This window comes from Proteus sp. TJ1640 (assembly GCF_003144445.1).
Lineage (GTDB): Bacteria > Pseudomonadota > Gammaproteobacteria > Enterobacterales > Enterobacteriaceae > Proteus > Proteus penneri.
In genome coordinates, this window is sequence record NZ_PENY01000024.1 from 11,384 (window position 1) to 36,078 (window position 24,695).

22 protein-coding genes and 1 tRNA gene are annotated in these 24,695 nt (G+C 36.1%); 18 read left to right on the plus strand and 5 right to left on the minus strand.

The genetic code is table 11. The features are described 5' to 3' along the window. Positions 1-4: 4 nt before the first annotated feature. The 5 genes from tssF to DK861_RS11290 all read left to right on the plus strand — a co-directional run bounded on the left by tssF (position 5) and on the right by DK861_RS11290 (position 5,258). Positions 5-1,768 carry a type VI secretion system baseplate subunit TssF gene (gene tssF, locus DK861_RS11270; protein ID WP_109400156.1) on the plus strand — a complete coding sequence of 588 codons (1,764 nt, stop codon included), beginning with the start codon at positions 5-7 and terminating at the stop codon, positions 1,766-1,768. Beyond that, positions 1,732-2,829 (plus strand): type VI secretion system baseplate subunit TssG, encoded by a 1,098-nt coding sequence (tssG, locus tag DK861_RS11275; protein ID WP_109400157.1) that lies wholly within the window; start codon positions 1,732-1,734, stop codon positions 2,827-2,829. The genes tssF and tssG overlap by 37 nt, the downstream gene beginning before the upstream one ends. Beyond that, entirely contained in the window at positions 2,804-3,367 is a 564-nt protein-coding gene (gene tssJ, locus DK861_RS11280; RefSeq protein WP_109400158.1) for a type VI secretion system lipoprotein TssJ, read from the plus strand. Before tssG ends, tssJ begins: the two co-directional genes overlap by 26 nt. 2 nt (positions 3,368-3,369) lie before the next feature. Beyond that, complete coding sequence (gene tssE / locus DK861_RS11285; RefSeq protein ID WP_109400159.1) at positions 3,370-3,798, plus strand: type VI secretion system baseplate subunit TssE; 429 nt, start codon at positions 3,370-3,372, stop codon at positions 3,796-3,798. Between the two features lie 83 nt (positions 3,799-3,881). Beyond that, a complete protein-coding gene (locus DK861_RS11290) occupies positions 3,882-5,258 on the plus strand; it encodes a VasL domain-containing protein (protein ID WP_109400160.1) in 1,377 nt (458 codons plus the stop codon). A gap of 430 nt (positions 5,259-5,688) precedes the next feature. Here DK861_RS11290 and DK861_RS11295 read toward each other — a convergent pair whose 3' ends face one another. Then, positions 5,689-5,982, minus strand: coding sequence for a helix-turn-helix transcriptional regulator (locus tag DK861_RS11295; RefSeq protein ID WP_109400161.1), 294 nt, complete (start codon positions 5,980-5,982; stop codon positions 5,689-5,691). Positions 5,983-6,652: 670 nt separating this feature from the next. Between DK861_RS11295 and DK861_RS11300 the strand changes: the two genes are divergently transcribed. Continuing rightward, entirely contained in the window at positions 6,653-6,961 is a 309-nt protein-coding gene (locus tag DK861_RS11300; protein WP_006533899.1) for a helix-turn-helix transcriptional regulator, read from the plus strand. 649 nt (positions 6,962-7,610) lie between these two features. On the opposite strand, the gene DK861_RS11310 is transcribed toward DK861_RS11300, so the two are convergent. Then, a tRNA-Arg gene (locus tag DK861_RS11310) sits at positions 7,611-7,687 on the minus strand. Between the two features lie 192 nt (positions 7,688-7,879). On the opposite strand from DK861_RS11310, the gene folD reads away from it, so the two are divergent. The 4 genes from folD (at position 7,880) to DK861_RS11330 (ending at position 11,241) form a co-directional block, all read left to right on the plus strand. Continuing rightward, complete coding sequence (gene folD / locus DK861_RS11315; RefSeq protein WP_072065086.1) at positions 7,880-8,752, plus strand: bifunctional methylenetetrahydrofolate dehydrogenase/methenyltetrahydrofolate cyclohydrolase FolD; 873 nt, start codon at positions 7,880-7,882, stop codon at positions 8,750-8,752. A gap of 3 nt (positions 8,753-8,755) precedes the next feature. Further along, positions 8,756-8,968 (plus strand): ribosome-associated protein YbcJ, encoded by a 213-nt coding sequence (ybcJ, locus tag DK861_RS11320; RefSeq protein WP_006533967.1) that lies wholly within the window; start codon positions 8,756-8,758, stop codon positions 8,966-8,968. 650 nt (positions 8,969-9,618) lie between these two features. After that, entirely contained in the window at positions 9,619-10,560 is a 942-nt protein-coding gene (fruK, locus tag DK861_RS11325; RefSeq protein WP_072065087.1) for a 1-phosphofructokinase, read from the plus strand. A 237-nt stretch (positions 10,561-10,797) separates the two neighbouring features. Continuing rightward, positions 10,798-11,241, plus strand: coding sequence for a hypothetical protein (locus tag DK861_RS11330; RefSeq protein WP_109400162.1), 444 nt, complete (start codon positions 10,798-10,800; stop codon positions 11,239-11,241). Positions 11,242-11,318: 77 nt separating this feature from the next. On the opposite strand, the gene cysS is transcribed toward DK861_RS11330, so the two are convergent. Then, positions 11,319-12,710, minus strand: coding sequence for a cysteine--tRNA ligase (gene cysS, locus DK861_RS11335; protein ID WP_109400163.1), 1,392 nt, complete (start codon positions 12,708-12,710; stop codon positions 11,319-11,321). Positions 12,711-13,084: 374 nt separating this feature from the next. Here cysS and ppiB point away from each other — a divergent pair, with 374 nt between their 5' ends. The 7 genes from ppiB (at position 13,085) to DK861_RS11370 (ending at position 20,850) form a co-directional block, all read left to right on the plus strand. Continuing rightward, positions 13,085-13,579 carry a peptidylprolyl isomerase B gene (ppiB, locus tag DK861_RS11340; RefSeq protein WP_006533972.1) on the plus strand — a complete coding sequence of 165 codons (495 nt, stop codon included), beginning with the start codon at positions 13,085-13,087 and terminating at the stop codon, positions 13,577-13,579. 12 nt (positions 13,580-13,591) lie between these two features. Further along, a complete protein-coding gene (gene lpxH, locus DK861_RS11345; protein WP_109400164.1) occupies positions 13,592-14,314 on the plus strand; it encodes a UDP-2,3-diacylglucosamine diphosphatase in 723 nt (240 codons plus the stop codon). Between the two features lie 134 nt (positions 14,315-14,448). Continuing rightward, positions 14,449-14,970 carry a 5-(carboxyamino)imidazole ribonucleotide mutase gene (purE, locus tag DK861_RS11350; protein ID WP_109400165.1) on the plus strand — a complete coding sequence of 174 codons (522 nt, stop codon included), beginning with the start codon at positions 14,449-14,451 and terminating at the stop codon, positions 14,968-14,970. Continuing rightward, on the plus strand, positions 14,967-16,034 hold the full coding sequence (gene purK, locus DK861_RS11355; protein ID WP_109400166.1) for a 5-(carboxyamino)imidazole ribonucleotide synthase: 1,068 nt from the start codon (positions 14,967-14,969) through the stop codon (positions 16,032-16,034). The genes purE and purK overlap by 4 nt, the downstream gene beginning before the upstream one ends. 123 nt (positions 16,035-16,157) lie before the next feature. Next, positions 16,158-17,417 (plus strand): MFS transporter, encoded by a 1,260-nt coding sequence (locus DK861_RS11360; RefSeq protein ID WP_072065093.1) that lies wholly within the window; start codon positions 16,158-16,160, stop codon positions 17,415-17,417. A gap of 67 nt (positions 17,418-17,484) precedes the next feature. Continuing rightward, the gene (locus DK861_RS11365; protein ID WP_109400167.1) at positions 17,485-18,510 is read left to right on the plus strand and encodes a mechanosensitive ion channel family protein; all 1,026 of its coding nucleotides are present in this window, start codon (positions 17,485-17,487) and stop codon (positions 18,508-18,510) included. 177 nt (positions 18,511-18,687) lie between these two features. Beyond that, positions 18,688-20,850, plus strand: a complete 2,163-nt coding sequence (locus tag DK861_RS11370; RefSeq protein WP_109400168.1) for an ornithine decarboxylase — start codon at positions 18,688-18,690, stop codon at positions 20,848-20,850. Positions 20,851-20,938: 88 nt separating this feature from the next. On the opposite strand, the gene ybbP is transcribed toward DK861_RS11370, so the two are convergent. Continuing rightward, complete coding sequence (ybbP, locus tag DK861_RS11375) at positions 20,939-23,380, minus strand: putative ABC transporter permease subunit YbbP (RefSeq protein WP_109400169.1); 2,442 nt, start codon at positions 23,378-23,380, stop codon at positions 20,939-20,941. After that, positions 23,377-24,063 carry a putative ABC transporter ATP-binding protein YbbA gene (gene ybbA, locus DK861_RS11380; protein WP_006533992.1) on the minus strand — a complete coding sequence of 229 codons (687 nt, stop codon included), beginning with the start codon at positions 24,061-24,063 and terminating at the stop codon, positions 23,377-23,379. The genes ybbP and ybbA overlap by 4 nt, the downstream gene beginning before the upstream one ends. Between ybbA and tesA the strand changes: the two genes are divergently transcribed. Further along, complete coding sequence (gene tesA, locus DK861_RS11385; RefSeq protein WP_109400170.1) at positions 24,034-24,663, plus strand: multifunctional acyl-CoA thioesterase I/protease I/lysophospholipase L1; 630 nt, start codon at positions 24,034-24,036, stop codon at positions 24,661-24,663. The two genes, ybbA and tesA, sit on opposite strands and share 30 nt — an antisense overlap. Positions 24,664-24,695: the final 32 nt, after the last annotated feature.

Below are 24,695 nucleotides of genomic sequence, written 5' to 3' on the forward strand. Positions count from 1 at the left end.
ATTAATGGATGATTTAACCCTTCGCTATTTTGATGCAGAAATGCGCTATCTTAGAGAAGCCGCCAAAGAGTTCGCGCAAGCACATCCCGATAGAGCGGCAATGCTCGATTTGGATAAAGCCGGCACCCCCGATCCTTTTGTTGAGCGTTTATTTGAAGGTTTTGCTTTCTCAATGGGGCAATTAAGACAAAAAATTGATGATGATTTACCTGAGTTAACAGAAGGTCTTGTCAGTTTATTATGGCCTCACTATTTACAAATAATTCCATCATTATCCATTGTTGAATTAGCCCCTGACATTCAAAAAATGAAAATGACGGATAAAATACCTGCTCAATTTGAGGTTCTTTCCCGCCCTATCGGTCCTAAAAAAACGATTTGTCACTATCGAACAACACAAGATTTAACGCTTAATCCAATAAAAATTGCTGCTGTAAATTTAACTACCGAGCCAGATGGGCGTTCAGCTATTCGGTTAAAATTTAAATGCAGTGAAATGATTAATTGGCCTGAAGTGAGTCTTCATGAACTCTCGTTTTATTTATCTGGCGATATTCCAACAACTAATGCACTGCATTTAGCATTAACTAAACAAGTTGCCAAAACTTATCTAAAGCTCCCTCAGTCAAAAGATAGAATAGCAATCCCTCTCTATTTTTCACCAGGAGGATTTAAGAATACAGACACTCTTTGGCCTAAAGGAGACACCACATTTAGTGGCTATCAATTATTACTCGAATATTTTTCTTTCCGTGAAAAGTTTATGTTTGTTTCACTTAATGGATTAGATGATATCCATTTTCCTGAAGAAACATCTGAATTTGAATTAGATATTGTTCTCAATACATTGTGGGATAACTCTCTTACATTAAATGAGGAAAATATACGTTTACATTGCGTCCCCGTTATCAACCTTTTTAATATAGAAGCCGATCCACTGACTGTTAATAGATTGGAAAGTGAATATTTATTACGACCTCGTCGTGTTCAAGATGGGCATACTGAAATCTATAGTGTTGATAGCGTATATGGTTCTCAGCGTACAAATGAAGCGGTTTATGTCCCCTTTACTAGCTTTCGTCATCGTGGTGGTATGTTACGACATAATGCACCTGAACGTTATTATCACACCCGAGTGAAGCGTGGTGTTACAGGTCTTCATGATACTTGGCTTATACTAGGAGGGGAACAACAAGAGATTGATTTAACAACTCAAACAGAAACCCTGTCATTACAACTTACTGGCACGAATGGGCAATTACCTCGCAAAGCACTACAAAGTACCTTACTTGATAGAACAGAACAAACCTTACAGATCCCATTAACGGTATGTAATTTGTGCAAGCCAACACTTCCTCTTTATCCTCCTTCAGAAGATCGCTTCCACTGGCGAGTACTAAGCCATTTAGGCTCTAGCTTTCTTAACATGATGGATAATGCTGAAGTATTACAAGGCACTCTCGCACTTTATGATTGGCGAGATGATGATATGAACCATAGGAAACTCGATGCCATTATTCATGTAGAACATCATTTAATTGAACGCTTTGAGAAAGGTTTTTTACAGCGAGGTATTGATATCGAAGTCACGATTGATAGCAATGGTTTTAATGGTGAAGGTGATATTCATTTATTTGGAGAAATGCTTAATCGCTTTTTTGCACTTTATGCTGATGTTCATCTTTTTAATCAATTAACGCTGATTATTTTGCCAACAGGAAAACGAATTCAATGGAAAGAAAGCCACAATCCACAGCTACCTCGCTAATTCAGGCTTTAGGTGAAAAATTACCTTATGTGAATTTCTACCGCTTTTGCCAATTACTTGAAAAATTCAACCCCGAATTACCTGAATTAGGGAGTTCTCATGATCCGAAAACTGATCCTATTCGTTTTCGCCCACATCGTGGCATGGGTTTTCCTGCCACAGAGATCAAAGGAACTGACCCCCTCGACAAATATCGAAAAAGCACAATACCAAGCTTACATACTACTTTTTTGGGACTTTATGGTATTACATCACCACTGCCAACAGCTTACCTTGACGATATTGCACAATACCGCGATGGTACAGATTCACTCACTGACTTTTTAGATATTTTTAACCACCGTCTTACTACCCAATTTTATCGTATCTGGCGCAAATATTCTTATCCTGCGACTTTTGGAGAAGGTGGATCAGATAAAACATCGCAATATCTTTATGGCTTAATTGGTTTAGGCATTCCAGGTTGTGCTAATCATGTACAATCACCTTTATCTCGCTTTTTAGCACTATTAGGGATCTTACGTTTACCAACACGTACAGCCGAAGGTATTAGTGCATTAGTAAAATTATTAGCACCATCAACAAAAGTCAGTATTGTACCTCATGATCCCCGAAGAATTGCACTCGACACTCTCACAATCATGTCGTGCACACAACCTACAACATTAGAAAATAAACCTGTTTTAGGTCGTTATGCTATTGATGTAAATAGCCAAGTATTAATAAAGCTACACACCGAAAACAAGGAAGAAGCAAAAGGTTGGTTACCAGATGGCAACATTTATCAGGATTTTATGGCATTACTTCGTGTTTATTTGGGATCAAGAGTTAATGCGCGACTACGTTTAACATTACCCAGACATTTATTACCTGATGCAACATTAAGTACCTCTAAAAATCAAGGGGTACAATTAGGTAGAACCGCTGTTATGCGGCCTTACAGCCAGATTGAAAAAACGCACACTGCATCTTTTATCACCATTGGACTTGGTTTTTATCAATATCTAACCCACCGCACTCAACATTATAAAAGTGATGAATATGGCAATTATCAATTTTAAATCGCAAACATTTCTTTCTTCTACTCGCAGATTAGCACTGCTATTTATCGTAACGTTTGCAATCGCAGGCTGTGGTTTAACTCAAACCATCAGTGATGGTACTGTCTCTTTAACAAAATCTATTTTTTATAAACAGATCAAAATATTGCATTTGGACTTTACCGCAAGAGAAGCACTTAATACTGATGATAATGGTTCATCACTTTCTGTCATTGTTCGAGTATTTCAACTAAAGTCAGCAGATACTTTTAATAATAGCGATTATCTTTCACTGTTTAATCAAAATGACGACGTTTTAAAATCCTCTTTATTAGCACAAAAAGATTTACGTATTCGCCCTGGTGAATCTATTTCTCTCGATATGCCAATGGAAAAAGAAACTGAATTTGTCGCTATTGCTACAATGTTTCATACACCTAATGAAGCTAAAAACAACTGGCGAATTGTTATTCCTAAAAACGAACTCGATCCTGATAAAGCACGTAAAATTGAACTTTCTGAAAATACACTAATATTACAACCTTTGGATAAAAAATAACGATGTCACAACCTTCTCTCTATGAAATGCTAACGGGTTATTTTTCAGGGGGATTACCTGTTGATTCTATATCAGAAGAAGATCAGGTTATTCTTTCTATTATGGATAATATTCGACGAATATTAAATTCACGAGCAGGAACATTAAAACATCTACCTGATTATGGGTTACCTGATATGAGTAAAATAATTCAAGGACTACCTGGAAGTTCACATAAAGTAATGTCTATATTATCAACAACATTACTAAAATATGAACCGAGAATAAAGTCAGTTACACTAGGTATATTACCTGAAAATGAATTTGGAAAATTGTATTATTCTTTAGATATTGAATTACATGAAAGAGGACTTATTCGTTATGGTACTGAGTTCTCACCTGATGGAAGAATATTTCTTCATCATTTAAAAAAACAATCTTATTTGTCATAATGTTATTTCTTACCACTTATTCTTAATTTTCTTTATTTAGATTTTTTTATCTTATTAAGATCATCATTTACCTTGAGGAAAATATGAATTCTTACTTAGATTCACTTTCAATTGGAAGTGATCCTCGCGTATTTAATCAATTTATTGCTATTAAAGAAGAGCTTGATAAACGTTTTCATCCAGCTCGCCCAGATATTAATTGGCAATATGTCCATGAATTGTGTATTTCTTTATTTAATCAAAATGGTGTCGATCTTCAAACTGCATCTTGGTTTGTTGTATGTCGCCAGAATCAAACTGGGCTTGATGGTTTAAATGAAGGACTTTACCTTATTCATAAAATATTTATCCAACATTGGCAAACATTATGGCCTGTACAAACACATACGCGTATCAATATTCTTTCTTCCTTAAGTCAACAGCTAGTCTCTGGTATTCGTGGAACGGCTTTTGTTTATTCTGACTTGCCTATCCTTTATCAAATTGAAGAATTATTAAAAAGTATCAATAATCATCTTCAAATATTAGAAATTAAACATCTTGTTCAATTTGATTATCTAGAGAACTTAATTATTGCTCAAGCAAGACAATTAGAAAATGCAGACACATTAGATAGTAATTTTAATTCTCCCGAATTATCTTCTATTATCAATAAAGAAGATAAGATTTCACCTCAAATTATCGATACTGATTTATCTGCTTCCCTTAATGAAAAAGAAAGTATTACGTCACCAAAAACCTATATATCCTCATCCATTTCATTACAGTCCCCCATAAAAAAGACATATCGACAGGAGCTATGGCGGGGTATTTTAATTGGCACGCTAACCAGTAGTTTATTATTTTTTATCTTATTTTATTTTTGGTTATCTGAATTAAAAAATAACAATCTAACAGATGCTTTTCCCTATATTCCAACCATTAACGCCGACGCTAGCTCTCTTATTAAACAACAAACTGTAAATGGTACAAATATAACAAAGACACTCAATTCAGAACAAATTGGTGTGATCAAAAAACGTTTAGATGAACTCACATTACTTTCTCCTACATGGACACAGAGTTATGGGCTCGAAGTCATCAGCTATTTAAACGAGCAGTATGAAGATAACCCAGAGCTTTTAGCATTTACACAGTTTTGGAAAAACAATCTAAAAATCAATGCCACTACGGATGAACAACTCAATCAATGGTCTAAAGGTATGAGTGAACTTGATAGATTAAGCCAAAGATTAGATAGCTTTGATGGTAATCCTAAAAATTACATCACAGGCTCTGAATTAAAATCTATCATTTTCAAAGCCCGCCAACATTTCAATCAAGCTAAACCTTTAGAAGAAGAGTTACGCTTACTTGAGAAACAACCAACACAAAATTCAATTTCAGACTATGAATACCAACAAATAGATAATCATTTTAAACAACTATTGAATCGATATTCATTATTACGTTATGAATAATTAAACAATATACTTGATAAGGAATTTAGTACTTATTAGTATTATTAATTTATTAAATAGCTGTATTATATGTTTACTTTATAGGAGAACTACCTTTGTTAGCCTCATAGATTTAATTAGAATAATCTTAGACTACAAAGAAAAAATCATTCCAAAATAGTTAATTTTAAATTAAATATACCTTACTTACATTCTGTTTCAATTAGCAATACTAATAAATATTAAATTTTAATAAACTAATTATAATAAAAATTATTAATTAATTATATTTCAAGATGTTAAAATGAATATAAAAAAGTCATCCTATAATAAGATGGCTGTTTTGCTATTGGTTATTGAGTTTTGAGAAATATAATTTTGATTAACACAACTAAAAATGATCAATATACTTATCAAAACTCAATATCAACAAGTAATATACCAATGTTTTTTAAATAATTTTTTTCTTTCTAAATATAACTATTTCACTCGGTTGAGTTATCGAGTGCTTATCCTCAAATACCATGAAGTCTGTTTTCTTAGCTTCCAAGATAAGACTTTGAGGCGTAACACCAAGTATATAAGAAATGGTAATCAACTGATCTACTGTTATTTTTATATGCCCATCCTCTAATTGGGAATAATGTAGCATGGTTATTCCCAACCTCTCAGACATTTCATTTTCTGTTATTTTCAATTGTCTTCTTAACATTTTTATTCTATTCCCAACTCTGGTGTTAATCATCCCTTCATTCCCCTTTTTTCATTACATCATTAGATGATTACATTGATAAAATGCCAAATTATAGTTAATAAACTATCAAACCATAAACTGAAAATACTTGACCATTAGCTAGTGAATAATCGTAACATTACTTATTTTTACTAATTTTGTTAATAAGGTTATTCCGATATTTTAAATTTAAAATAATTTACATTTCTATATATTATTTTAATATTCATCATATTTAGAGTAACACCATGGTATTAAATATTGACTTTATAATTAATAAACATTAATGAATTAGTTAATTTTTAGTTCTAATTTTATAGAAAAAGAGAAAGTTAATTTAAATAAAAATATAATTATTAAAAAGTGATAACGATAAAAATAATCTTAATTGGTTTTATTTAAAACAAAAAAATGTAATAAAATATTTTATTGTATATAACGTTAAATAACGTTAAATAACCTTAAATCATTTTTAATTAACAGTTTTATTACATTATCAAAAAGCTAAAAAACTATTAAATATTAATATAATCTATCTAATTATTTGATTTAAGTAAAACTGCTTAAAACTGTTAATAAATAACTTTTAATAGTTATTGCCTATCAATAATCACACTTTGATCGCTTATATCGATCTACTGTTTTTTTTACGTTATTATTTAAAAAAATAGGAGATATTGATATGAGCGAACTTAATACTATTGTTGGCCAACGAATAAAGCAGAAAAGAAAGCAACTAAAACTAACAGGAATTGAAATGGGACGACGCCTCGGTATTAGCCAGCAACATTACTCACGCTTAGAAAATGGGCATATAAAAATAACAGTAGATCAGCTGATTACCATTTCTTATATACTTGGTATATCACCACAAAGTTTATTACTTACCTCTGAAACAATGTCACCAATACTTAATGCATGGACAGAAAAAACATTATACTCGAGTGATGTCATTGTATTGAGAAATAAAAAAAGACGTCATCTTAAATAAGAAAATATAAAATTTATAGTTTTATATTTAACTTAACTTTATAGAAAAAGAATATACACAACACATTGAAATTATTAAACTTACTCTTCTTTTAACAGATAAATAAAATTATAACCTTAAGAGTAAGATTGTTTTTTATACTAATATTCCCATTAAAATAAGAATACGTTATTATAAAATCAATCGTTTGATTACTTAATTTATTTACAACACAAAAAACACAAATCATTAACAATGGTTTTTATTAATCTACTAATTCTTATTTACACCTATAAACACCAATATAAAAATACCATAGTATTTTTTATTAATTAATATTTAATATATGTAACATTAAAAAATTTATATATTATTTAATTTAAAATTGTAATGAATAAACCACTATTTTTTCTAGTTCTGATATAGTGGTAATTGGATAAAAATATTATTAATAATATTTTTGGATTATTTATAGAAATATAAATGAAAGAATTTAATAGCGAAATGCTTATTTGATAGAAACAAGATAATAGTTTATAGCTTGATAAAATGCGCTCACTTAACAGAACATGTACGTAAAATTAATGACATTCTTAGTGATAACGACACAAATACGTCCCAATTAAGAAAAGTAGAGAATTTTAAATGAATGTAACCTATTGATTTTAAATGGTACGCCCTACAGGATTCGAACCTGTGACCTACGGCTTAGAAGGCCGTTGCTCTATCCAACTGAGCTAAGGGCGCCTAGAAGAACTTTAGACGTTAGCAAGACTACTCTGATAACGGATGTGAATTATACGTTCAACATTCTGAGAGTCAACGATTTTTCAACGATATCAAACTATATGGTCAAAATATGGCAAGTATTCGACTGACAGATTGCTCTTGATCTGACAAAATAGACCAATACCGTAATTGAATAATTTGGATGTATAGATGTCAGCAAGAATTATAGATGGGAAATCGATTGCGCAGACCATCAGAAGCGAAGTTGCAGAAAAAGTAAAACAACGTATTAATGCCGGAAAACGAGCGCCTGGTTTAGCGGTTATTTTAGTGGGAGATAACCCTGCATCACAGATTTATGTTGGAAGTAAACGTCGCGCTTGTGAAGAAGTCGGATTTATTTCTCGCTCTTATGATTTACCAGATACTACCAGTGAAGCTGATTTATTAAATCTGATCGACCAACTTAATAAAGACAGTACCATTGATGGTATCCTCGTCCAACTCCCTTTACCTGCTGGAATTGATAATGTTAAGGTTTTAGAACGCATCCATCCTGATAAAGATGTCGATGGTTTTCACCCTTATAATATCGGCCGCTTATGCCAACGAGCACCTAAATTACGCCCTTGTACACCTCGTGGTATTGTCACACTGCTAGAGCGTTGTAATATTCCAATGAATGGCTTAAATGCCGTTATTATTGGCGCATCAAATATTGTTGGTCGCCCAATGAGTTTAGAACTATTACTTGCAGGTTGTACAACTACAGTTACCCACCGTTTTACTAAAGACCTACGTTTCCATGTTGAGCACGCGGATTTAGTCGTTGTGGCGGTAGGTAAACCTAACTTTATTCCTGGCGAGTGGATTAAACCAGGTGCAATCGTGATTGATGTCGGTATCAACCGTCTTGAAAGTGGTAAAGTTGTTGGGGATGTTGATTTTGAAGCCGCCTCTCAACGTGCGGGCTGGATTTCTCCCGTCCCTGGTGGTGTGGGTCCAATGACAGTCGCCACACTTATTCAAAATACTTTGCAAGCATGCGAAGAATACCACGACCCTGAAACAGGAAATAATTAATCGATGGAAACATTTCAATTAGATGGGCACGACTATGTCGAGCTTTGTGATTTATTAAAACTTCAAGGTTGGACTGAAAGCGGAGCTTCTGCTAAAAGTGTTATTGCTGAAGGTTTAGTGAGTGTTGACGGTGAAGTTGAAACTCGTAAACGCTGTAAAATTATTGCAGGAAAAGTTGTCACCTTTGGTGAGTTTTCCGTTAGCGTCAGCAAATAATCAGCAAATCAATTAATATTGAAAAAGCGTCGCTATCTTAGCCTCGCTTTTTTTCTTTTTAATCCTTTTTTGCCTTGAATAGACTTTTTCTTCCTCTTTTTTCTTATTTAATCATGTGAAAAAAAAGAAAATAACATAACCAATTGAATTAAAATAAAATAATAAAATTTAATTTAATATATTTAAATTTAGATCATCATTTTCAAGCTTGTCTATAGTTATAATCTTCTTTCGGTGTTCAGCAAATTGTACATTTTATAAAAAAATAGATAAAAAGAAATGCTATAAGTTATTATTTTATATATAGATAACACTTTTTAACCATTACTGTAAAACTTCAGCAACAAACCTTTTTGTTGATACTTTTATCCGTTTATTCATGTTTAAATGCATTAAAATGTGATTTAGATCTAATTTATTTCTACTTTCATTAGGCAAAAGAACATTGTTTGTACTAAATTATAGATTATAATTTGAAACGATTCAGCTTGATGATACTATTTTAGTTGTTATTTTATAATATTTACATCTTTTTGCCCTTTATCTAACAGGAGATTTTATGCTCGGCTTACCCACTCAAGGTATCTCTGTTTTTGCTAAATTACAGCAAAAATTGATGCCTGTTCTTTTATTTAAGGTAAGGAACTAGCATGAAACGCAGAGTAGCAACCATCACACTTAACCCTGCATATGATCTTGTAGGTTTAAGTGCTCCTATTGAACTTGGTGAAGTTAATCGAGTTAAAACAGCAGGCTTCCATGCTGCGGGTAAAGGCATCAATGTGGCTAAGGTTTTAAAAAGCCTTGGCGTTGATGTTACTGTTGGAGGCTTTTTAGGCAAAGAAAACCAAGATGGATTCCAAAAAGAGTTTAGTGACTCGGGTATCGCTAACCGTTTTCAAATGGTTGAAGGTCGTACTCGTATTAACGTCAAACTCACAGAACCCAATGGTAAAGTGACTGACTTCAATTTTTCTGGTTTTGAAATCACTAAACAAGACTGGACTCGCTTTGTCAACGATACGCTAAGCTGGGCGGGTCAATTTGATATGATTTGTGTCAGTGGTAGTGTTCCTCCTAGCATTGATCTCAATGATTTCACTACATGGATGACTCGCTTACGTAGTGAATGTATGTGTTTGATCTTTGACAGTAGTCGAGATGCCTTTGTCGCTGGGTTAAAAGCTGCCCCTTGGCTTGTTAAACCTAATCATCATGAATTAGAAATTTGGGCGGGTAGATCCTTACCTAAGCTTTCTGATATTGTGCAAGCGGCTGAAGCATTGCGTCAGCAAGGTATTGCCCATGTTGTCATTTCATTAGGCGAGCAAGGTGCGATGTGGGTTAATGCGTCTGGAGCATGGATGGCGAAACCACCTAAATGTGATGTCGTAAGTACCGTCGGAGCTGGAGACTCTATGGTTGGTGGTTTAATTTATGGTTTAATGATGCGACAAACTAGTGAACATACTTTACGTCTTGCGACTGCCGTTTCTGCGCTTGCTGTGAGCCAAACCAATGTTGGTATTCATGATCGCGAACAATTAGCAAAAATGATGACAGAAGTAGAATTAACTCCGCTAAAATTATAAGTAATCATACTCAGTGGTAATTTGAATAATACTAAGTAGAATTACCAACTCTTCTATTAAATAGATTAACGCTCTACTATAAAACATCAAAAATAGAATCTCTTTAATTGATTAATTATCTTTTATTATTAAATCAAACTTTATTTTTTCTATTTATTCGATAAACTTCACTTTAATAAAATTTAACAAAGATATTCTAAAATCAATAAAAACTTATTTCTGTTTTTAGGAGAAGTTATGGAAAGGCCCATAATACTTTTATGGATCCAAGTTATTTCAGTATTATTTTTAGGTATTAGTTTATTTATATTAGTTGCAGGGGCACCGATTTATTTATTAGCAATGGCAATGGGTGGAGGCCAAACAATGCTAGCGGGACTGTTCATCATGCTGTGTCTAATTATAACGATGATCATGCAAGTAACGGCATGGATAAAACTCGCTAAAAATAGTAGAAATGCTTACTCTTTTTTAAAAATATCATGGATATGCTTATCTATTTCGCTCTTCTTTATACTTAGTATTTCGATGTCATTAACGAATATATCGGAAATTAGCTTTGTTGTTTTTTCTATTATCGTGATCTTAACACATCGACTCTTTTTCTCTGAAAGTGTAATCGCTTATTTTGAATATAAACAAAAAGATAGCAAAAGAGAAACAAGTATTATGAGTCAATGAATTAACCATCAGACAAAAAAATATCGGATATTAAATATCCGATATTTTTTTATTAAACGCGAAACTCAATTATCGTATTAATTATTACGACGCCAAACAGTTCCTTGAGGACCATCTTCTAAAACAATCCCCATCGCGGTTAATGCGTCACGAGCAACATCAGCCGCTGCCCAATCTTTATTTTTACGAGCATCGTTACGCTGTTGAATTAATAATTCAATTTTTTCAACTTCACCAGCATCATCTGCTTTAGCACCACTTTGTAAGAAATGCTCAGGCTCTTGCTCTAATAAACCTAATACTTTAGCAAGTTTACGTAATACTGCGGCTAAACCATTCGCTGCATTCATATCAACCGCTTTTAGACGATTAACCTCACGCGCTAAATCAAACAAAACGGAATAAGCTTCAGGTGTATTGAAATCATCGTTCATTGCGTCAATAAATTGTGCTTCAAACGCTTCGCCACCCGCCGGTTGTGCATTTTTATCTGTGCCACGTAATGAAGTATATAGGCGTTCTAATGCAGTACGAGCCTGTTTTAAGTTTTCTTCAGTGTAGTTAAGTTGACTACGATAATGGCCTGATAATAAGAAATAACGCACTGTTTCAGCATCGTAATAAGCCAATACATCACGAATAGTAAAAAAGTTATTAAGTGACTTAGACATTTTTTCTTTGTCTACCATCACCATACCAGAGTGCATCCAGTAATTAACGTAAGGACCATCATGGGCACAAGTTGATTGCGCTATTTCATTTTCATGATGAGGGAACATTAAGTCTGAACCACCGCCATGAATATCAAAATGATGTCCTAACTCTTTACTATTCATCGCAGAACATTCGATATGCCAACCAGGGCGACCTTTTCCCCATGGCGACTCCCAGCTTGGCTCACCCGGTTTAGACATTTTCCATAAGACGAAATCCATTGGATTGCGTTTAACGTTAGCCACCTCAACTCGAGCCCCCGCTTGCAGTTGCTCTAAATCTTGACGAGAAAGTAAGCCATAATCAGGATCGGTATCAATCGCAAACATCACATCACCATTATCGGCAACGTAAGCATGTCCACGTTTAATTAGCGCTTCTGTTAATTCAATAATTTCAGCAATATGGTGTGTTGCTCGTGGCTCTGAATCAGGACGAGCAATATTTAATGCATCAAAATCTTTGTGCATTTCAGCTAACATACGCGTGGTTAATTGCTCACATGTTTCATTATTTTCAATCGCACGTTTGATGATTTTATCATCTACATCCGTTACGTTACGAACATAGTTAACATCATATCCTAAGTAACGTAGATAACGGGTTATGGCATCAAAAGCCACAAATGTACGTCCATGACCAATATGGCATAAGTCATAAATAGTGATGCCACACACGTACATACCTATTTTTCCTGCATGGATAGGTTTAAATTCTTCTTTTTGGCGAGTGAGAGTATTAAAAATCTTTAGCATCAGTGGACGTTCCCGTTTTCAACTGTACGTGTTTATTACGTTTTTATATAAAAGAAAATAACAACTACTATAGCATGATATTATTAGGATATTGGATCTTGAAGGCAAAGCAAACTCAAGATTAGGGTTTTTATCTTACTCTGCTTAGCGCTTATTTTCACTGCTCAATCGTCGCTAGTGAATAATCAATCTTCTATTATTTAGCTAAATTTTAGCGAAACGTGTTTTTTCCTTTTATTACTGATTTATTTAGCAAGAAAAAACAGCTTAAGAAAAAGATGCATACTGACTAAATTAGGCAACTGTGATATAAAAACGGGACTGTTGTTTATGCCCAAATCTGGGTAAAGCTAAAATTATATTAGGATCTGAATATGGTTACTTTTCATACCAATTACGGCGATATCGTGATTAATACATTTGCAGACAAAGCACCTGCAACCGTAGAAAATTTTTTAGACTACTGTAAAGAAGGATTCTACGATAACACTATTTTCCACCGTGTCATCAATGGTTTTATGATCCAAGGTGGTGGTTTTGAACCAGGTATGAACCAAAAAGCGACCAAAGCACCTGTAAGAAACGAAGCAAATAATGGCCTAGCAAACAACCGCGGTACATTAGCAATGGCTCGTACGAACGATCCACACTCTGCTACTGCTCAATTTTTTATCAACGTTGCAGACAACGATTTCTTAAACTTCCGTGCTGAAAACGCAAATGGTTGGGGATATTGTGTCTTTGCTGAAGTTGTTGAAGGCATGGACGTTGTTGATAAAATTAAAGCAGTTTCCACAGGTCGTAGCGGTTTCCACCAAGATGTTCCTCGTGAAGATATCGTCATTAAAAGTGTAACGGTTAGCGAATAAGCCTCACTCTTTATGTGTACGCTTTTTATTGCAGACCTGCATTTAAGTGAACATGAACCGGCAATCACTGCCGGTTTTCTTCGCTTTTTAAAAGAACAAGCCATTCATGCAAAAGCACTTTATATCTTAGGTGATTTTTTTGATTTTTGGATAGGTGACGATGATCCTAATCCTTTACATCAACAAATTGCTCAAGCTCTGATGACGTTAAAAAATGCAGGAGTGCCTTGCTATTTTATTCATGGAAATCGTGATTTTTTAATTGGCTCTCGTTTTGCCAAAGAGAGCGGTATCACCTTACTTCCACAAGAAAAAGTGCTCGAAATTGAGAAAAATCGCATCTTAATTTTGCATGGTGATACACTTTGTACAGATGATGAAGCGTATCAACGTTACCGTAAAAAAGTACATAATAAATTTATTCAGCGCTTATTCTTACTATTGCCTCTATTTATTCGACTACGTATCGCTGACAAAATGCGCTCGCGTAGCCAACATGAAAATCAGTACAAATCAGATGCCATTATGGATGTTAACCCTCAGGCAGTGATTGATACTTTTAAACATTTCAATACAGAATGGATGATCCACGGTCATACACATCGTCCAGCAATTCATACTGTCAATATTGATGATAAAATACATTATCGTGGTGTATTAGGCGCTTGGCATACTGAAGGCTCTATGTTTAAAGTGACTGCGGATAAAATAGAACTTATTCATTTTCCCTTCTAAATTGCTTTGCTTATTTTCTGCATAAAAAGGCTATTTTTTCTTTACGCAAACGTTTTCCTTGGTGTGTTAGCGTGATACTATCATCCTCAGTTTATTAGGCTATATCCGTTTATGCTTACAGGAGCAGTTAAGTAATGTCTTCTCAAGTTGGTCTAAATACCTCTTCCGCTCGTATCGCCATTGTAATGGGCTCTAAAAGTGACTGGACAACCATGTCTCATGCCGCTGATGTACTAGACGCACTACAGCTTCCTTATCATGTTGAGATTGTTTCTGCGCATCGAACCCCTGATAAGCTATTTAGCTTTGCAGAACAGGCAAAAAATAATGGCTTTGACGTCATTATTGCAGGTGCTGGCGGCGCAGCCCATTTACCCGGTATGCTCGCAGCAAAAACACTTGTTCCTGTATTAGGTGTTCCAGTTCAAAGTGCAGCATTAAGTGGTGTTGATAGCCTTTACTCTATTGTACAAATGCCGAAAGGTATTCCCGTGGGAACATTAGCGATTGGTAAAGCAGGCGCAGCTAATGCTGCCTTATTAGCTGCTCAAATTTTAGCATTACACTCTCCTACTATTTTTGAAGCACTAACAGCATGGCGCACAGCACAAACTGACGATGTATTAAATAACCCTGATCCAAGGGGGGCACTATGAAGCCTGTTTGTGTTCTGGGAAATGGTCAATTAGGGCGAATGCTAAAACAAGCAGGAGAACCTTTAGGCATTGCGGTTTATCCAGTAGGATTAGATGCAGAGCCCGAAGCCGTTCCCTATCAAAAAAGCATAATCACAGCTGAAATTGAGCGCTGGCCTGAAACTTCACTCACTAAAGAGTTAGAACGTCATACTAACTTTGTAAACCGTGATATTTTTCCATTGCTTGCCGATAGATTACCTCAAAAACAGCTTCTTGATGAACTGGGTTTAGCAACGGCACCTTGGCAACCATTAACATCACCAACACAGTGGCCTGATATTTTCGCTCAACTGGGTGATTTTATTATTGTAAAGCGCCGTGTTGGTGGTTATGACGGTCGTGGTCAATGGCGCATTCACCCTGGTGAAGAGCAACAATTACCCGCTGAAATTTATGGTGAATGCATTGTTGAGCAAGGTATTCCCTTTTCTGGTGAAGTGTCCTTAGTTGGAGCCAGAGATAGAAACGGTCATTGTGTATTTTATCCTTTAACACATAATCTTCATCAAGATGGCATTTTGCGTATGAGTGTTGCATTACCAACACCTGCATCAGAATTACAACAATCAGCAGAAAAAATGCTGACCGCCATCCTTAATAAACTCAACTATATCGGTGTCATGGCAATGGAGTGCTTTATTGTTGGTAACAAATTGCTTATCAACGAATTAGCGCCTCGAGTTCATAACAGTGGCCACTGGACACAAAATGGCGCCTCAATTAGCCAGTTTGAGTTACACCTACGTGCAATTTTAGATTTACCGATGCCAAAACCTGAGGTTTGCCAACCCGCAGTAATGGTTAATTTGATCGGAACTGATGTCAATCCTCAATGGCTTTCATTGCCATTAGTGCATTTACATTGGTATGAAAAAGAAGTTCGCCCTGTGCGCAAAGTGGGTCACCTCAATCTTGTTCATCGCGATAATTACCCACTGAAAGAGACACTCAAATCATTAAGCTCAATGCTTGATGATGCCTATCAGTTCCCTATCAAATGGGCTTTAGAAAAATTAAGCTAGCAGTCCGACTCATAAAGTTAGAGAATAATAGCCTTTAAACGAACAGACCTTAGATAAAGAGGTCTGTTATTCGCTATTTTCTCCTGATTATTCAGGTTACTGCACCCGTTTGATGGAGTCAGGATGCAAGTCACGCAACAGGTTTTTGGGCCCGTTTATCAATGGAGTATGCTGATATTATTGGGCTTTGTATATTTTTTAGCTACCGCAACCACATTTACCTCTTTAGGTGTTGTTCTTCCTAGTATGATAAACGAGCTAGAGTGGAACTGGACTCAAGCAGGTCTTGGTTTTACGTTATTAGGATTAACCTGCGGTCTTGCGAGTTTTTTACCTACCTTACTGATCCGTAAATTAAGTGTTCGCCTTACACTACTAATTGGGTTGAGCATTTTTGTCAGTGGTTTCTATTTCCTTTACGAAACATACACCATTGCGCGTTATTTTCTTGGTACTGCACTATTAGGTGTGGGTTTTACACTACTGGCTACCGTACCCGGTACTTATGTTATTTCCCGCTTATTTGAAAAACAATCCTTTGCCTTTGGTGTCTATTTTACTATTGGTGGATTAGGTGGTGTTGCCGGACCTTGGATCTACTTTTTAGCAACCCATTTATGGCATACATGGCGAATGCATTGGCTTATTTCCGCGATCACTCTCACTGTTGTTACTCTTCTCACTATTTTATTTTTACGTGAAGGGAGTAAAGAGCAAGAACATGCAAAAAAAATTAGCCAACTTCAATCCACAAAACGTATCTATCAAACTAAAGAAATTTGGACAGCTCGTCATGCTTTAAGAACATGGCAATTTTATGTTATTGCTGCGACTTACACGGCTTTTTTATGGTGTGGGATCACAGTCAATAGCTTTGCGGTTGCACATATTATTGAAAATGGTTTTGGTGAAACTATTGCTGCAACACTATTAAGTAGTATGGCATTTATCAATGCGTTCTCGCGCTTAGCGGGTGGGGCTATTGGTGAATGGTTAGAACCTAAAAAATTACTTATCGCAAGCTTAAGTATTATTATCATCGGATTGCTCGCACTAAGTATGGCTAATTCTTGGATTTACCTGATCTTATTTACGGTTTGTGTCGGTATTGGTTATGGCATGACGTTCTTAGCATCAAGTATATTGCTTGCTAACTATTTTGGTCGCACCCCTTATCTTGAGCTATTTTCTGTAATGAATTTAATTTCAACACTAGCTTGTTTAGCACCCTTTTTTGCTGGGGCAATCAAAGATATTTCAGGTAGCTTTACACCGGCATTCTTGATTTTAACCCTACCTGTTTTACTGATTTTAATAGTCACTCTATTTATGAAACCACCAGTTTATCCTAAATTTCAGCATGCGAGTGAGCAAGAAAAGTAACCCTTAAATAAGCAAGATAGCGAGTTTCATATTATAAAAACGCATTTTCTAAGGAGACGTTAAGCTGATGAATGATGCATTAATAATAAAATACTCAATAGGTGTTAGCATCGCTTTAGCCTGTTTGGTTGGCTTTATCATCGTATCCCTTTTTCATGATAAAAAGAAAAAACGCCACAGAAATATTATTGTTCATATCAGCCAAGCTATTTTTCTTTGTAGTTTAGTGATTATCTTAAGCCAATATTGTGAAATGGCTGTGGTTGATTTTAATCTCCATTTTATCTCTTTTAGGATGATTAATTTCTTTACCTATATTGGTATAGCATTAATTTTAATGAGAAAATTTTTCTTACTGATTAATCGGCTAGAAAAAGCTCAAATTAAAAAAGGCAGTGATCCTACTTCTGCTCGTATTATTTCTCGCATATTCAAAATCACTCTATTTGTTATTATCATTTTATTGTTCGGTGAGCATTTTGGCATGAGCTTATCCGGCTTAATGACATTTGGAGGGTTAGGTGGCATTGCCATTGGCATGGCAAGTAAAGATGTATTAAGTAATCTTTTCTCTGGTGTCATGCTCTATTTCGATCGTCCTTTTAATATTGGTGATTGGGTACGCTCACCTGATCGTAATATTGAAGGCACTGTAGTCGAAATTGGTTGGCGTATTACCAAAATCATTACTTTTGATCATCGACCGCTTTATATTCCCAACTCTATTTTTTCATCTATTAGTGTAGAAAATCCGGGGCGAATGACTAATCGACGTATTGAAACTGAACTCGGTTTACGTTACGAAGACTCTGATAAAATTGGCGTAATTGTTGAAGATATCCGCACCATGCTAATGCAAAATGACAAAATTGATACGCAACAAACCTTGTTAGTCTATTTTAATCAATTCGCAGACTCTTCACTCAATATCATGGTGTATTGTTTTACCAAAACAACCGTATGGGCACAGTGGCTTGAAGCTCAACAAGAAGTCTATTTAAAGATGATTGAGATTGTGCATAAACATGGTGCTGACTTTGCATTTCCGTCTCAAACAATTTATATCGAAAAATCGTCTTCTATCCCACAATAATAGAAATGGATAAGTTTAGCCTCTGATAAATTTATCCATTTACCAATCACCAATAACGGTAAACTATGCATTTATTATGCATAAAATAATCAACCTTATTGCTTTAATTTATTTCAATCATATTCACAACCAAGTATATTGATCGCCAATTCTTCTATTGATACAAATGCGAGTATAATGAAAAAAATGAAGTTGGCGTGTCACCCTACTCTTTCACACTATTTTTATTCTGAACGTCCGATTGTTGATATTGTTGATGCAAATTTAACGCAAATATCAGTAGTAGTGTTGTCATTGTCAGATATTGAGTCTGGCGAATTAGATCGCATTCATCAAACAGGGTTTCAACTTCCCGTATTTATTGCAGTTAATATTAATGATGCAATCAATGCTGAATTGTTTAATCAAGTTTCAGGAATTGTGATTACGGATAAAAGTGCATATCAAAAAAATAGTATGTTAATTAATAAAGCGGCACAGCAATATGAAGAGAGTCTAACGACACCATTTTTTTCACGCTTAGTGAATTATGTTGCCGAAAAGAATGTTGCTTTTGATTGCCCCGGTCACCAAGGCGGAGAGTTTTTCCGTCGTCATCCAACTGGCGAACAGTTTTATCAATATTTTGGTGAAAATCTATTTCGATCTGATCTCTGTAATGCTGATGTAGAAATGGGCGATTTACTTATTCATGAAGGTGCACCTTACGATGCACAAGCCTATGCAGCACAAGTGTTTAATGCAGATAAAACTTATTTTGTTTTAAATGGAACATCCTCCTCTAATAAAGTTGCCTTAAATGCTTTATTGGCACCAAATGATTTAGTGCTATTTGATAGAAACAACCATAAATCCAATCATCATGGTGCACTAATTCAAGCAGGAGCAACACCTGTCTATTTAGAAACAGCTCGTAATCCCTTTGGCTTTATTGGTGGTATTGATGCTCATTGCTTTGAAGAACACTATTTACGCCAACAAATTGCAGAAATTGCGCCAGAACGTCAATTCGATAAACGCCCTTTCCGTTTAGCTGTTATTCAACTAGGCACTTATGACGGCACAATTTATAACGCGAGGCAAGTTGTCGATAAAATTGGTCATCTTTGTGATTATATTTTATTTGATTCTGCATGGGTGGGTTATGAACAATTCATTCCAATGATGAAACAATGTTCGCCTTTGTTACTAACACTGAATGAAGACGATCCTGGTATTCTCGTTACTCAATCTGTTCATAAGCAGTTAGCGGGATTTTCACAAACCTCACAGATACATAAAAAAGATGCCCATCTTAAAGGGCAATCTCGTTATGTTAATCATAAACGTATGAATAATGCTTTTATGATGCATGCATCCACCAGCCCATTTTATCCCCTTTTTGCCGCTCTTGATGTCAATGCAAAAATGCATTCTGGCAAAAGTGGTGAAGCGATGTGGATGAGTTGCGTAAAACAAGGCATTGAAGCCCGTAAATTATTACTAAAGCAGTGCCAGTTTATTAAGCCGTTTATTCCTGAAGTGGTTGATGGTATTGCTTGGCAAGATCACGACACAGATGAAATCGCCCACGATCAGCGTTTTTTTAATTTTATTCCTAATGATAATTGGCACTCATTTGAAGGTTACACAACCAATCAATACTTTGTTGATCCTTGCAAATTAATGCTTACAACGCCGGGTATCGATCCTCATACAGGGGAATATGGATCTTTTGGTGTACCCGCCTCTATTTTGGCAAATTATCTACGTGAGCACGGCGTTATCCCTGAAAAAAGCGATCTCAATTCAATCTTATTTTTGCTGACTCCCGCAGAACATCAAGCAAAGTTTGATCGCTTAATCTCTTTGATTGTTCAATTTGAAAAACACTTAGTTGAAGATGTGCCATTAGAACAAATCTTGCCTTCTGTGTGTCGTCGCTATCCATCTCGTTATCAGGGGTATACATTACGACAACTCTGTCAGGAAATGCATGATATTTGTGTCAGATACAATATCAAATTACTGCAAAAACAGATGTTTAGAAAGAGTCACTTTCCTAAACGAGCATTAACTCCGCAACAGGCTAATATTGAGTTTGTTCGTGGTAATGTTGAATTTTTACCTTTAAATAAATTATCAGGACGCATTGCTGCTGAAGGCGCTTTACCTTATCCGCCAGGTGTTTTATGTGCTGTACCCGGTGAAATTTGGGGAGGTGCTGTTTTACGTTATTTTCAGGCACTTGAAGCCTCGATTAATCAGCTTCCAGGCTTTTCAACGGAACTTCAAGGGGTCTATATTTATGATGAAGAAGATGGCAGTAAGCAAATTTATGCTTATGTTATAAAAGAATAATTGTCTTATCCTTTCCCATAAAAAATGCTGATGCTTAATGGCATCAGCATTTTTATTTAACACTATTTATAACTCTTATTTATTCTAACTATTCGCCTTGTATCCGTCGATATTGACCTTTATCTTGCAACAACCTAACGCCTAAAATACTGCCACATAATGAAAGTAATAATGCCGCAACAATAGGTACTGTGAGCCACATTCCCCACTGCGGTTGCCACGGGAACTTAAACACGGATATTTGTAATAAGCTTAATGCGACCTCAGCACCAATCGCTGCGGCGAAACCCGCCATTAAACCTAATAATGCAAATTCAGCCCAAAGTGTGCGTCGTAATAATGATTTACCCGCTCCCAGTGTGCGATAAACCACCAGCTCAATGCGCCGTTGTGTCATTCCTACCTGAATTTGAGCAACTAACAATAACGCGCCACAGATCATGACCAATCCAACCATAATTTCTAATGCTCGGCTGACTTGCTGTAAAATTTGTTGAACTTGCTGAATTAATGCACCTGTATCTAACACGCTTACCGTTGGAAATTGCCGATTAAGTGCCGTAATTAACCCGCCCTCGCCATTGTAATAAAAGCTACTCATCCATTTTTCTGGCTGATTACTTAACCCTTCTTCAGAGAAGATAAAGAAGAAATTAGGGCGCATATTTTCCCAATCAACATGACGAATACTTGTAACAATGGATTTAAATTCACGAGTATCACCGACAAATGTTAATTCATCACCCAATTTAATCTCGAGTTGTTCTGCAACACCTTGATCGAGAGAAACCCCATTCCCCTCAGGAGGCCATGTTCCCTCAACAATTACGTTATCTTTTGGCAATTCGCTATGCCACGTTAAGTTAAGCTCTCGACGAACGGTGTTATTACCTGCATCACGTTTATCTGCCCACTCTTTAGCATTATGCTCATTAATTTGTGTTAAACGCGCTAACACCACAGGGAATGCATCTGTAGGCTCAACATGATGTTTTGCCAATAAAGTATTAATTTCTTGAACTTGAGGCGCAGACATATTGATGAGAAAATAATTAGGGCTATCTTCTGGTAATTGTTTTTGCCATTTATCGAGTAAATCCCCTTGAATAAGGACTAACAGCGTTAACAACATAAATGAAAGCGCGAAAGCCGCAAGCTGAGTCATCGTTTGAAAAGGTTGTCGTAATAAACGAGTAACTGCTAAGCGCGCACTAAGTTGACGGAATTTAAACTGCTTTAATATCCATAGTCCTAGCCAACCAATTATTCCAAGTAAAAAGGCAATAACAACAACACCAAACAGAATTGACCAGAGTAAAACACCTGTTCCGGCAAAAAGTGTTAATGCACCGACAACAATTAAGCCTACTATCGGTAAATAATAACGAAGAGGCCATATAGGTGCTGTAGTATCACTTCTTAATACACGGGAAGGTTGTGTTGCCATCAATTGATAGTAAGGCCTTATTCCCGTTAATAATGCAATTAGCAGTAAAGAGCCTACAGACCATCCCCACGGTAAAAAACTTGCGTCGGGTAAACTTTTCGGTAACACAGGCGCTAAAATTTGTAGCAATATCGTTTCGAAAATAAGTCCTACGAATGAACCAACAATAATAGCGCCAATCAAAATCACGCCCCATTGCCCAATGATCCATTTTCTTAATGCACGCTTATCTGCCCCTAATGTTTTTAATACCGCAATTAAAGTATGACGACTACGACAATAATGAGCCATGGAAACCGCAACGGCCGATATAGCAAGCAATAACGTTAATAGAGCTGAAAGCAAAAGAAAGTTTTTCGCACGCTCCATTGATTGTGAAAGCGCACCACTGTCTTGTTTTAAACTATTCCAACGTTGATCGGGTTTTAATAACGGGTCGAAACGTTGCTGATAGCTATCAATCACGGACTCATTACCAGCAAACATATAGCGATAAGTTAGGCGGCTCCCGGGTTGTACTGCTCCTGTTGCTTCAACATCATCAAGATTAATTAAAATACGGGGGGCTATTTGAAAAGGATTAAACCCACTGTCTGGCTCTTGAATTAATACACCACTAATCGTAAAAGATGCATCACCTACATCAATTTTATCGCCGACTTTTATATCAAGTAATTCTAGTAATCTAGCATCAACAAGCGCAGTTCCTTTTTCCGGTTTTAACCCTGCCGGCTCCGTTTCTAGCTCACCATACAGTGGATATAATTTATCTGCGGCTTTCACCAACGCAAGTTGTGGTGTATCGCCTTCAGGCGCATAAGACATCGTGGTAAATTGCATTTGGCGACTGAGCGTTAACCCGTCTTTCCTCGCCTCTGTAAGCCAGTTTTCATCAACGGGATAAGACGCACGTAAGACTAAATCGCCCGCAATTAAATCACGACTTTGAGCATAAATGCTTTTATCTATGCGATCACCTATACGCCCTAAAGCAAGCACACAAGCAACCGCAAGCGCTAAAGAAAGCCAAACAATTAATAGTGCAGGAGAACGCCATTCACGCCAAAACCAACGCCAAATCATGACTCCTCCTTAAGTTGTCCATCTACTAATCGTAATCGTCTTTGGCAACGAGCAGCTAGCTCATTGTCATGAGTCACTAAAATCAATGTTGTTGCATAATCTCGGTTAAGAGAGAACAACAAGTCAGCAATTTTATCGCCGGTTTTACGGTCAAGATTTCCTGTTGGCTCATCCGCAAAAAGAATAGCAGGCTGAGTACAAAATGCTCTTGCTAATGCAACACGTTGTTGCTCACCGCCAGAAAGTTGCGCTGGCATATGGTATAAACGTTCGCCTAATCCTAACTGCTTTAGTAAATCAACTGCACGCGCATAACTATGCTTTTCTGACTCGCCTTTTAATAATGCGGGCAACTGCACATTTTCGAGCGCATTCAATGTCGGAATTAACATAAATGATTGAAAAACAAACCCAACATGTTGAGCTCGCAACTTAGCACGTTCTTCTTCATTCATTTTTGTGAGATCTTCTCCCATTAATTTCACACTGCCAGTGCTACCATCATCTAATCCAGCAATGATCCCTAGCAGAGTCGATTTGCCCGATCCTGATTCACCAATTAAAGCAATTGTCTGTGCGGACTCGACAACTAACTCAACACCCTGCAATATAGAGATCTGACTATCACCTTCTCCTACTTGTTTGGTTAACTGATGAACTTCAAGAACCTTTTCCGTCGACATACATTTTTCCTTATCGTTATGATGATGTTTAGCTTTAAGGCGGTTGCTGCTGATACCTTTTTAATCTTTGGTGACAGCTTGAGTGCAGGATATCGTCTTCCGATAGAAAGTGCATGGCCACAACGCCTTGCTGATAAATGGAAAACAACCTACCCTGAAATTAATGTTGTTAATGCAAGCATTAGTGGTGAAACTGCCTTTCAGGGACAAAATAGGCTTCCTGATTTATTAAAACAGCATCAACCACGCTGGGTTTTGATTGAATTAGGTGCAAATGATGGCTTACAGGGATACCCTGTTGCACAAACAAAAGACGCGCTACAAAACATCATTGCACAAGTTAAAGCATCGGGTGCAACCCCACTTTTTATGCAAATTATGATTTCACCTAATTACGGGAAACGCTATACACAATCATTTTCAGCAATTTATCCTAAACTTGCAGAAGAGAATGCGATCCCTCTGCTTCCTTTTTATATGGAGCAAATAGCAGATAAGCCTGAGTGGATGCAAAACGACAGTATACATCCCAATGAAGATGCTCAGCCTTTTATTGCGCAATGGATGGATAAAACCTTATCCCCTTACTTAACACGTTAGACTATTCTGACAGTAGTTGACGTAGATTAAAC

Coding starts and splice junctions, on each gene's coding strand:
- tssF (WP_109400156.1), top strand. CDS start 5: ATGGATGATTTAACCCTTCGCTATTTTGATGCAGAAATGCGCTATCTT.
- tssG (WP_109400157.1), top strand. CDS start 1,732: ATGGAAAGAAAGCCACAATCCACAGCTACCTCGCTAATTCAGGCTTTA.
- tssJ (WP_109400158.1), top strand. CDS start 2,804: ATGAATATGGCAATTATCAATTTTAAATCGCAAACATTTCTTTCTTCT.
- tssE (WP_109400159.1), top strand. CDS start 3,370: ATGTCACAACCTTCTCTCTATGAAATGCTAACGGGTTATTTTTCAGGG.
- DK861_RS11290 (WP_109400160.1), top strand. CDS start 3,882: ATGAATTCTTACTTAGATTCACTTTCAATTGGAAGTGATCCTCGCGTA.
- DK861_RS11295 (WP_109400161.1), bottom strand. CDS start 5,982: ATGATTAACACCAGAGTTGGGAATAGAATAAAAATGTTAAGAAGACAA.
- DK861_RS11300 (WP_006533899.1), top strand. CDS start 6,653: ATGAGCGAACTTAATACTATTGTTGGCCAACGAATAAAGCAGAAAAGA.
- folD (WP_072065086.1), top strand. CDS start 7,880: ATGTCAGCAAGAATTATAGATGGGAAATCGATTGCGCAGACCATCAGA.
- ybcJ (WP_006533967.1), top strand. CDS start 8,756: ATGGAAACATTTCAATTAGATGGGCACGACTATGTCGAGCTTTGTGAT.
- fruK (WP_072065087.1), top strand. CDS start 9,619: ATGAAACGCAGAGTAGCAACCATCACACTTAACCCTGCATATGATCTT.
- DK861_RS11330 (WP_109400162.1), top strand. CDS start 10,798: ATGGAAAGGCCCATAATACTTTTATGGATCCAAGTTATTTCAGTATTA.
- cysS (WP_109400163.1), bottom strand. CDS start 12,710: ATGCTAAAGATTTTTAATACTCTCACTCGCCAAAAAGAAGAATTTAAA.
- ppiB (WP_006533972.1), top strand. CDS start 13,085: ATGGTTACTTTTCATACCAATTACGGCGATATCGTGATTAATACATTT.
- lpxH (WP_109400164.1), top strand. CDS start 13,592: ATGTGTACGCTTTTTATTGCAGACCTGCATTTAAGTGAACATGAACCG.
- purE (WP_109400165.1), top strand. CDS start 14,449: ATGTCTTCTCAAGTTGGTCTAAATACCTCTTCCGCTCGTATCGCCATT.
- purK (WP_109400166.1), top strand. CDS start 14,967: ATGAAGCCTGTTTGTGTTCTGGGAAATGGTCAATTAGGGCGAATGCTA.
- DK861_RS11360 (WP_072065093.1), top strand. CDS start 16,158: ATGCAAGTCACGCAACAGGTTTTTGGGCCCGTTTATCAATGGAGTATG.
- DK861_RS11365 (WP_109400167.1), top strand. CDS start 17,485: ATGAATGATGCATTAATAATAAAATACTCAATAGGTGTTAGCATCGCT.
- DK861_RS11370 (WP_109400168.1), top strand. CDS start 18,688: ATGAAAAAAATGAAGTTGGCGTGTCACCCTACTCTTTCACACTATTTT.
- ybbP (WP_109400169.1), bottom strand. CDS start 23,380: ATGATTTGGCGTTGGTTTTGGCGTGAATGGCGTTCTCCTGCACTATTA.
- tesA (WP_109400170.1), top strand. CDS start 24,034: ATGAACTTCAAGAACCTTTTCCGTCGACATACATTTTTCCTTATCGTT.
- ybbA (WP_006533992.1), bottom strand. CDS start 24,063: ATGTCGACGGAAAAGGTTCTTGAAGTTCATCAGTTAACCAAACAAGTA.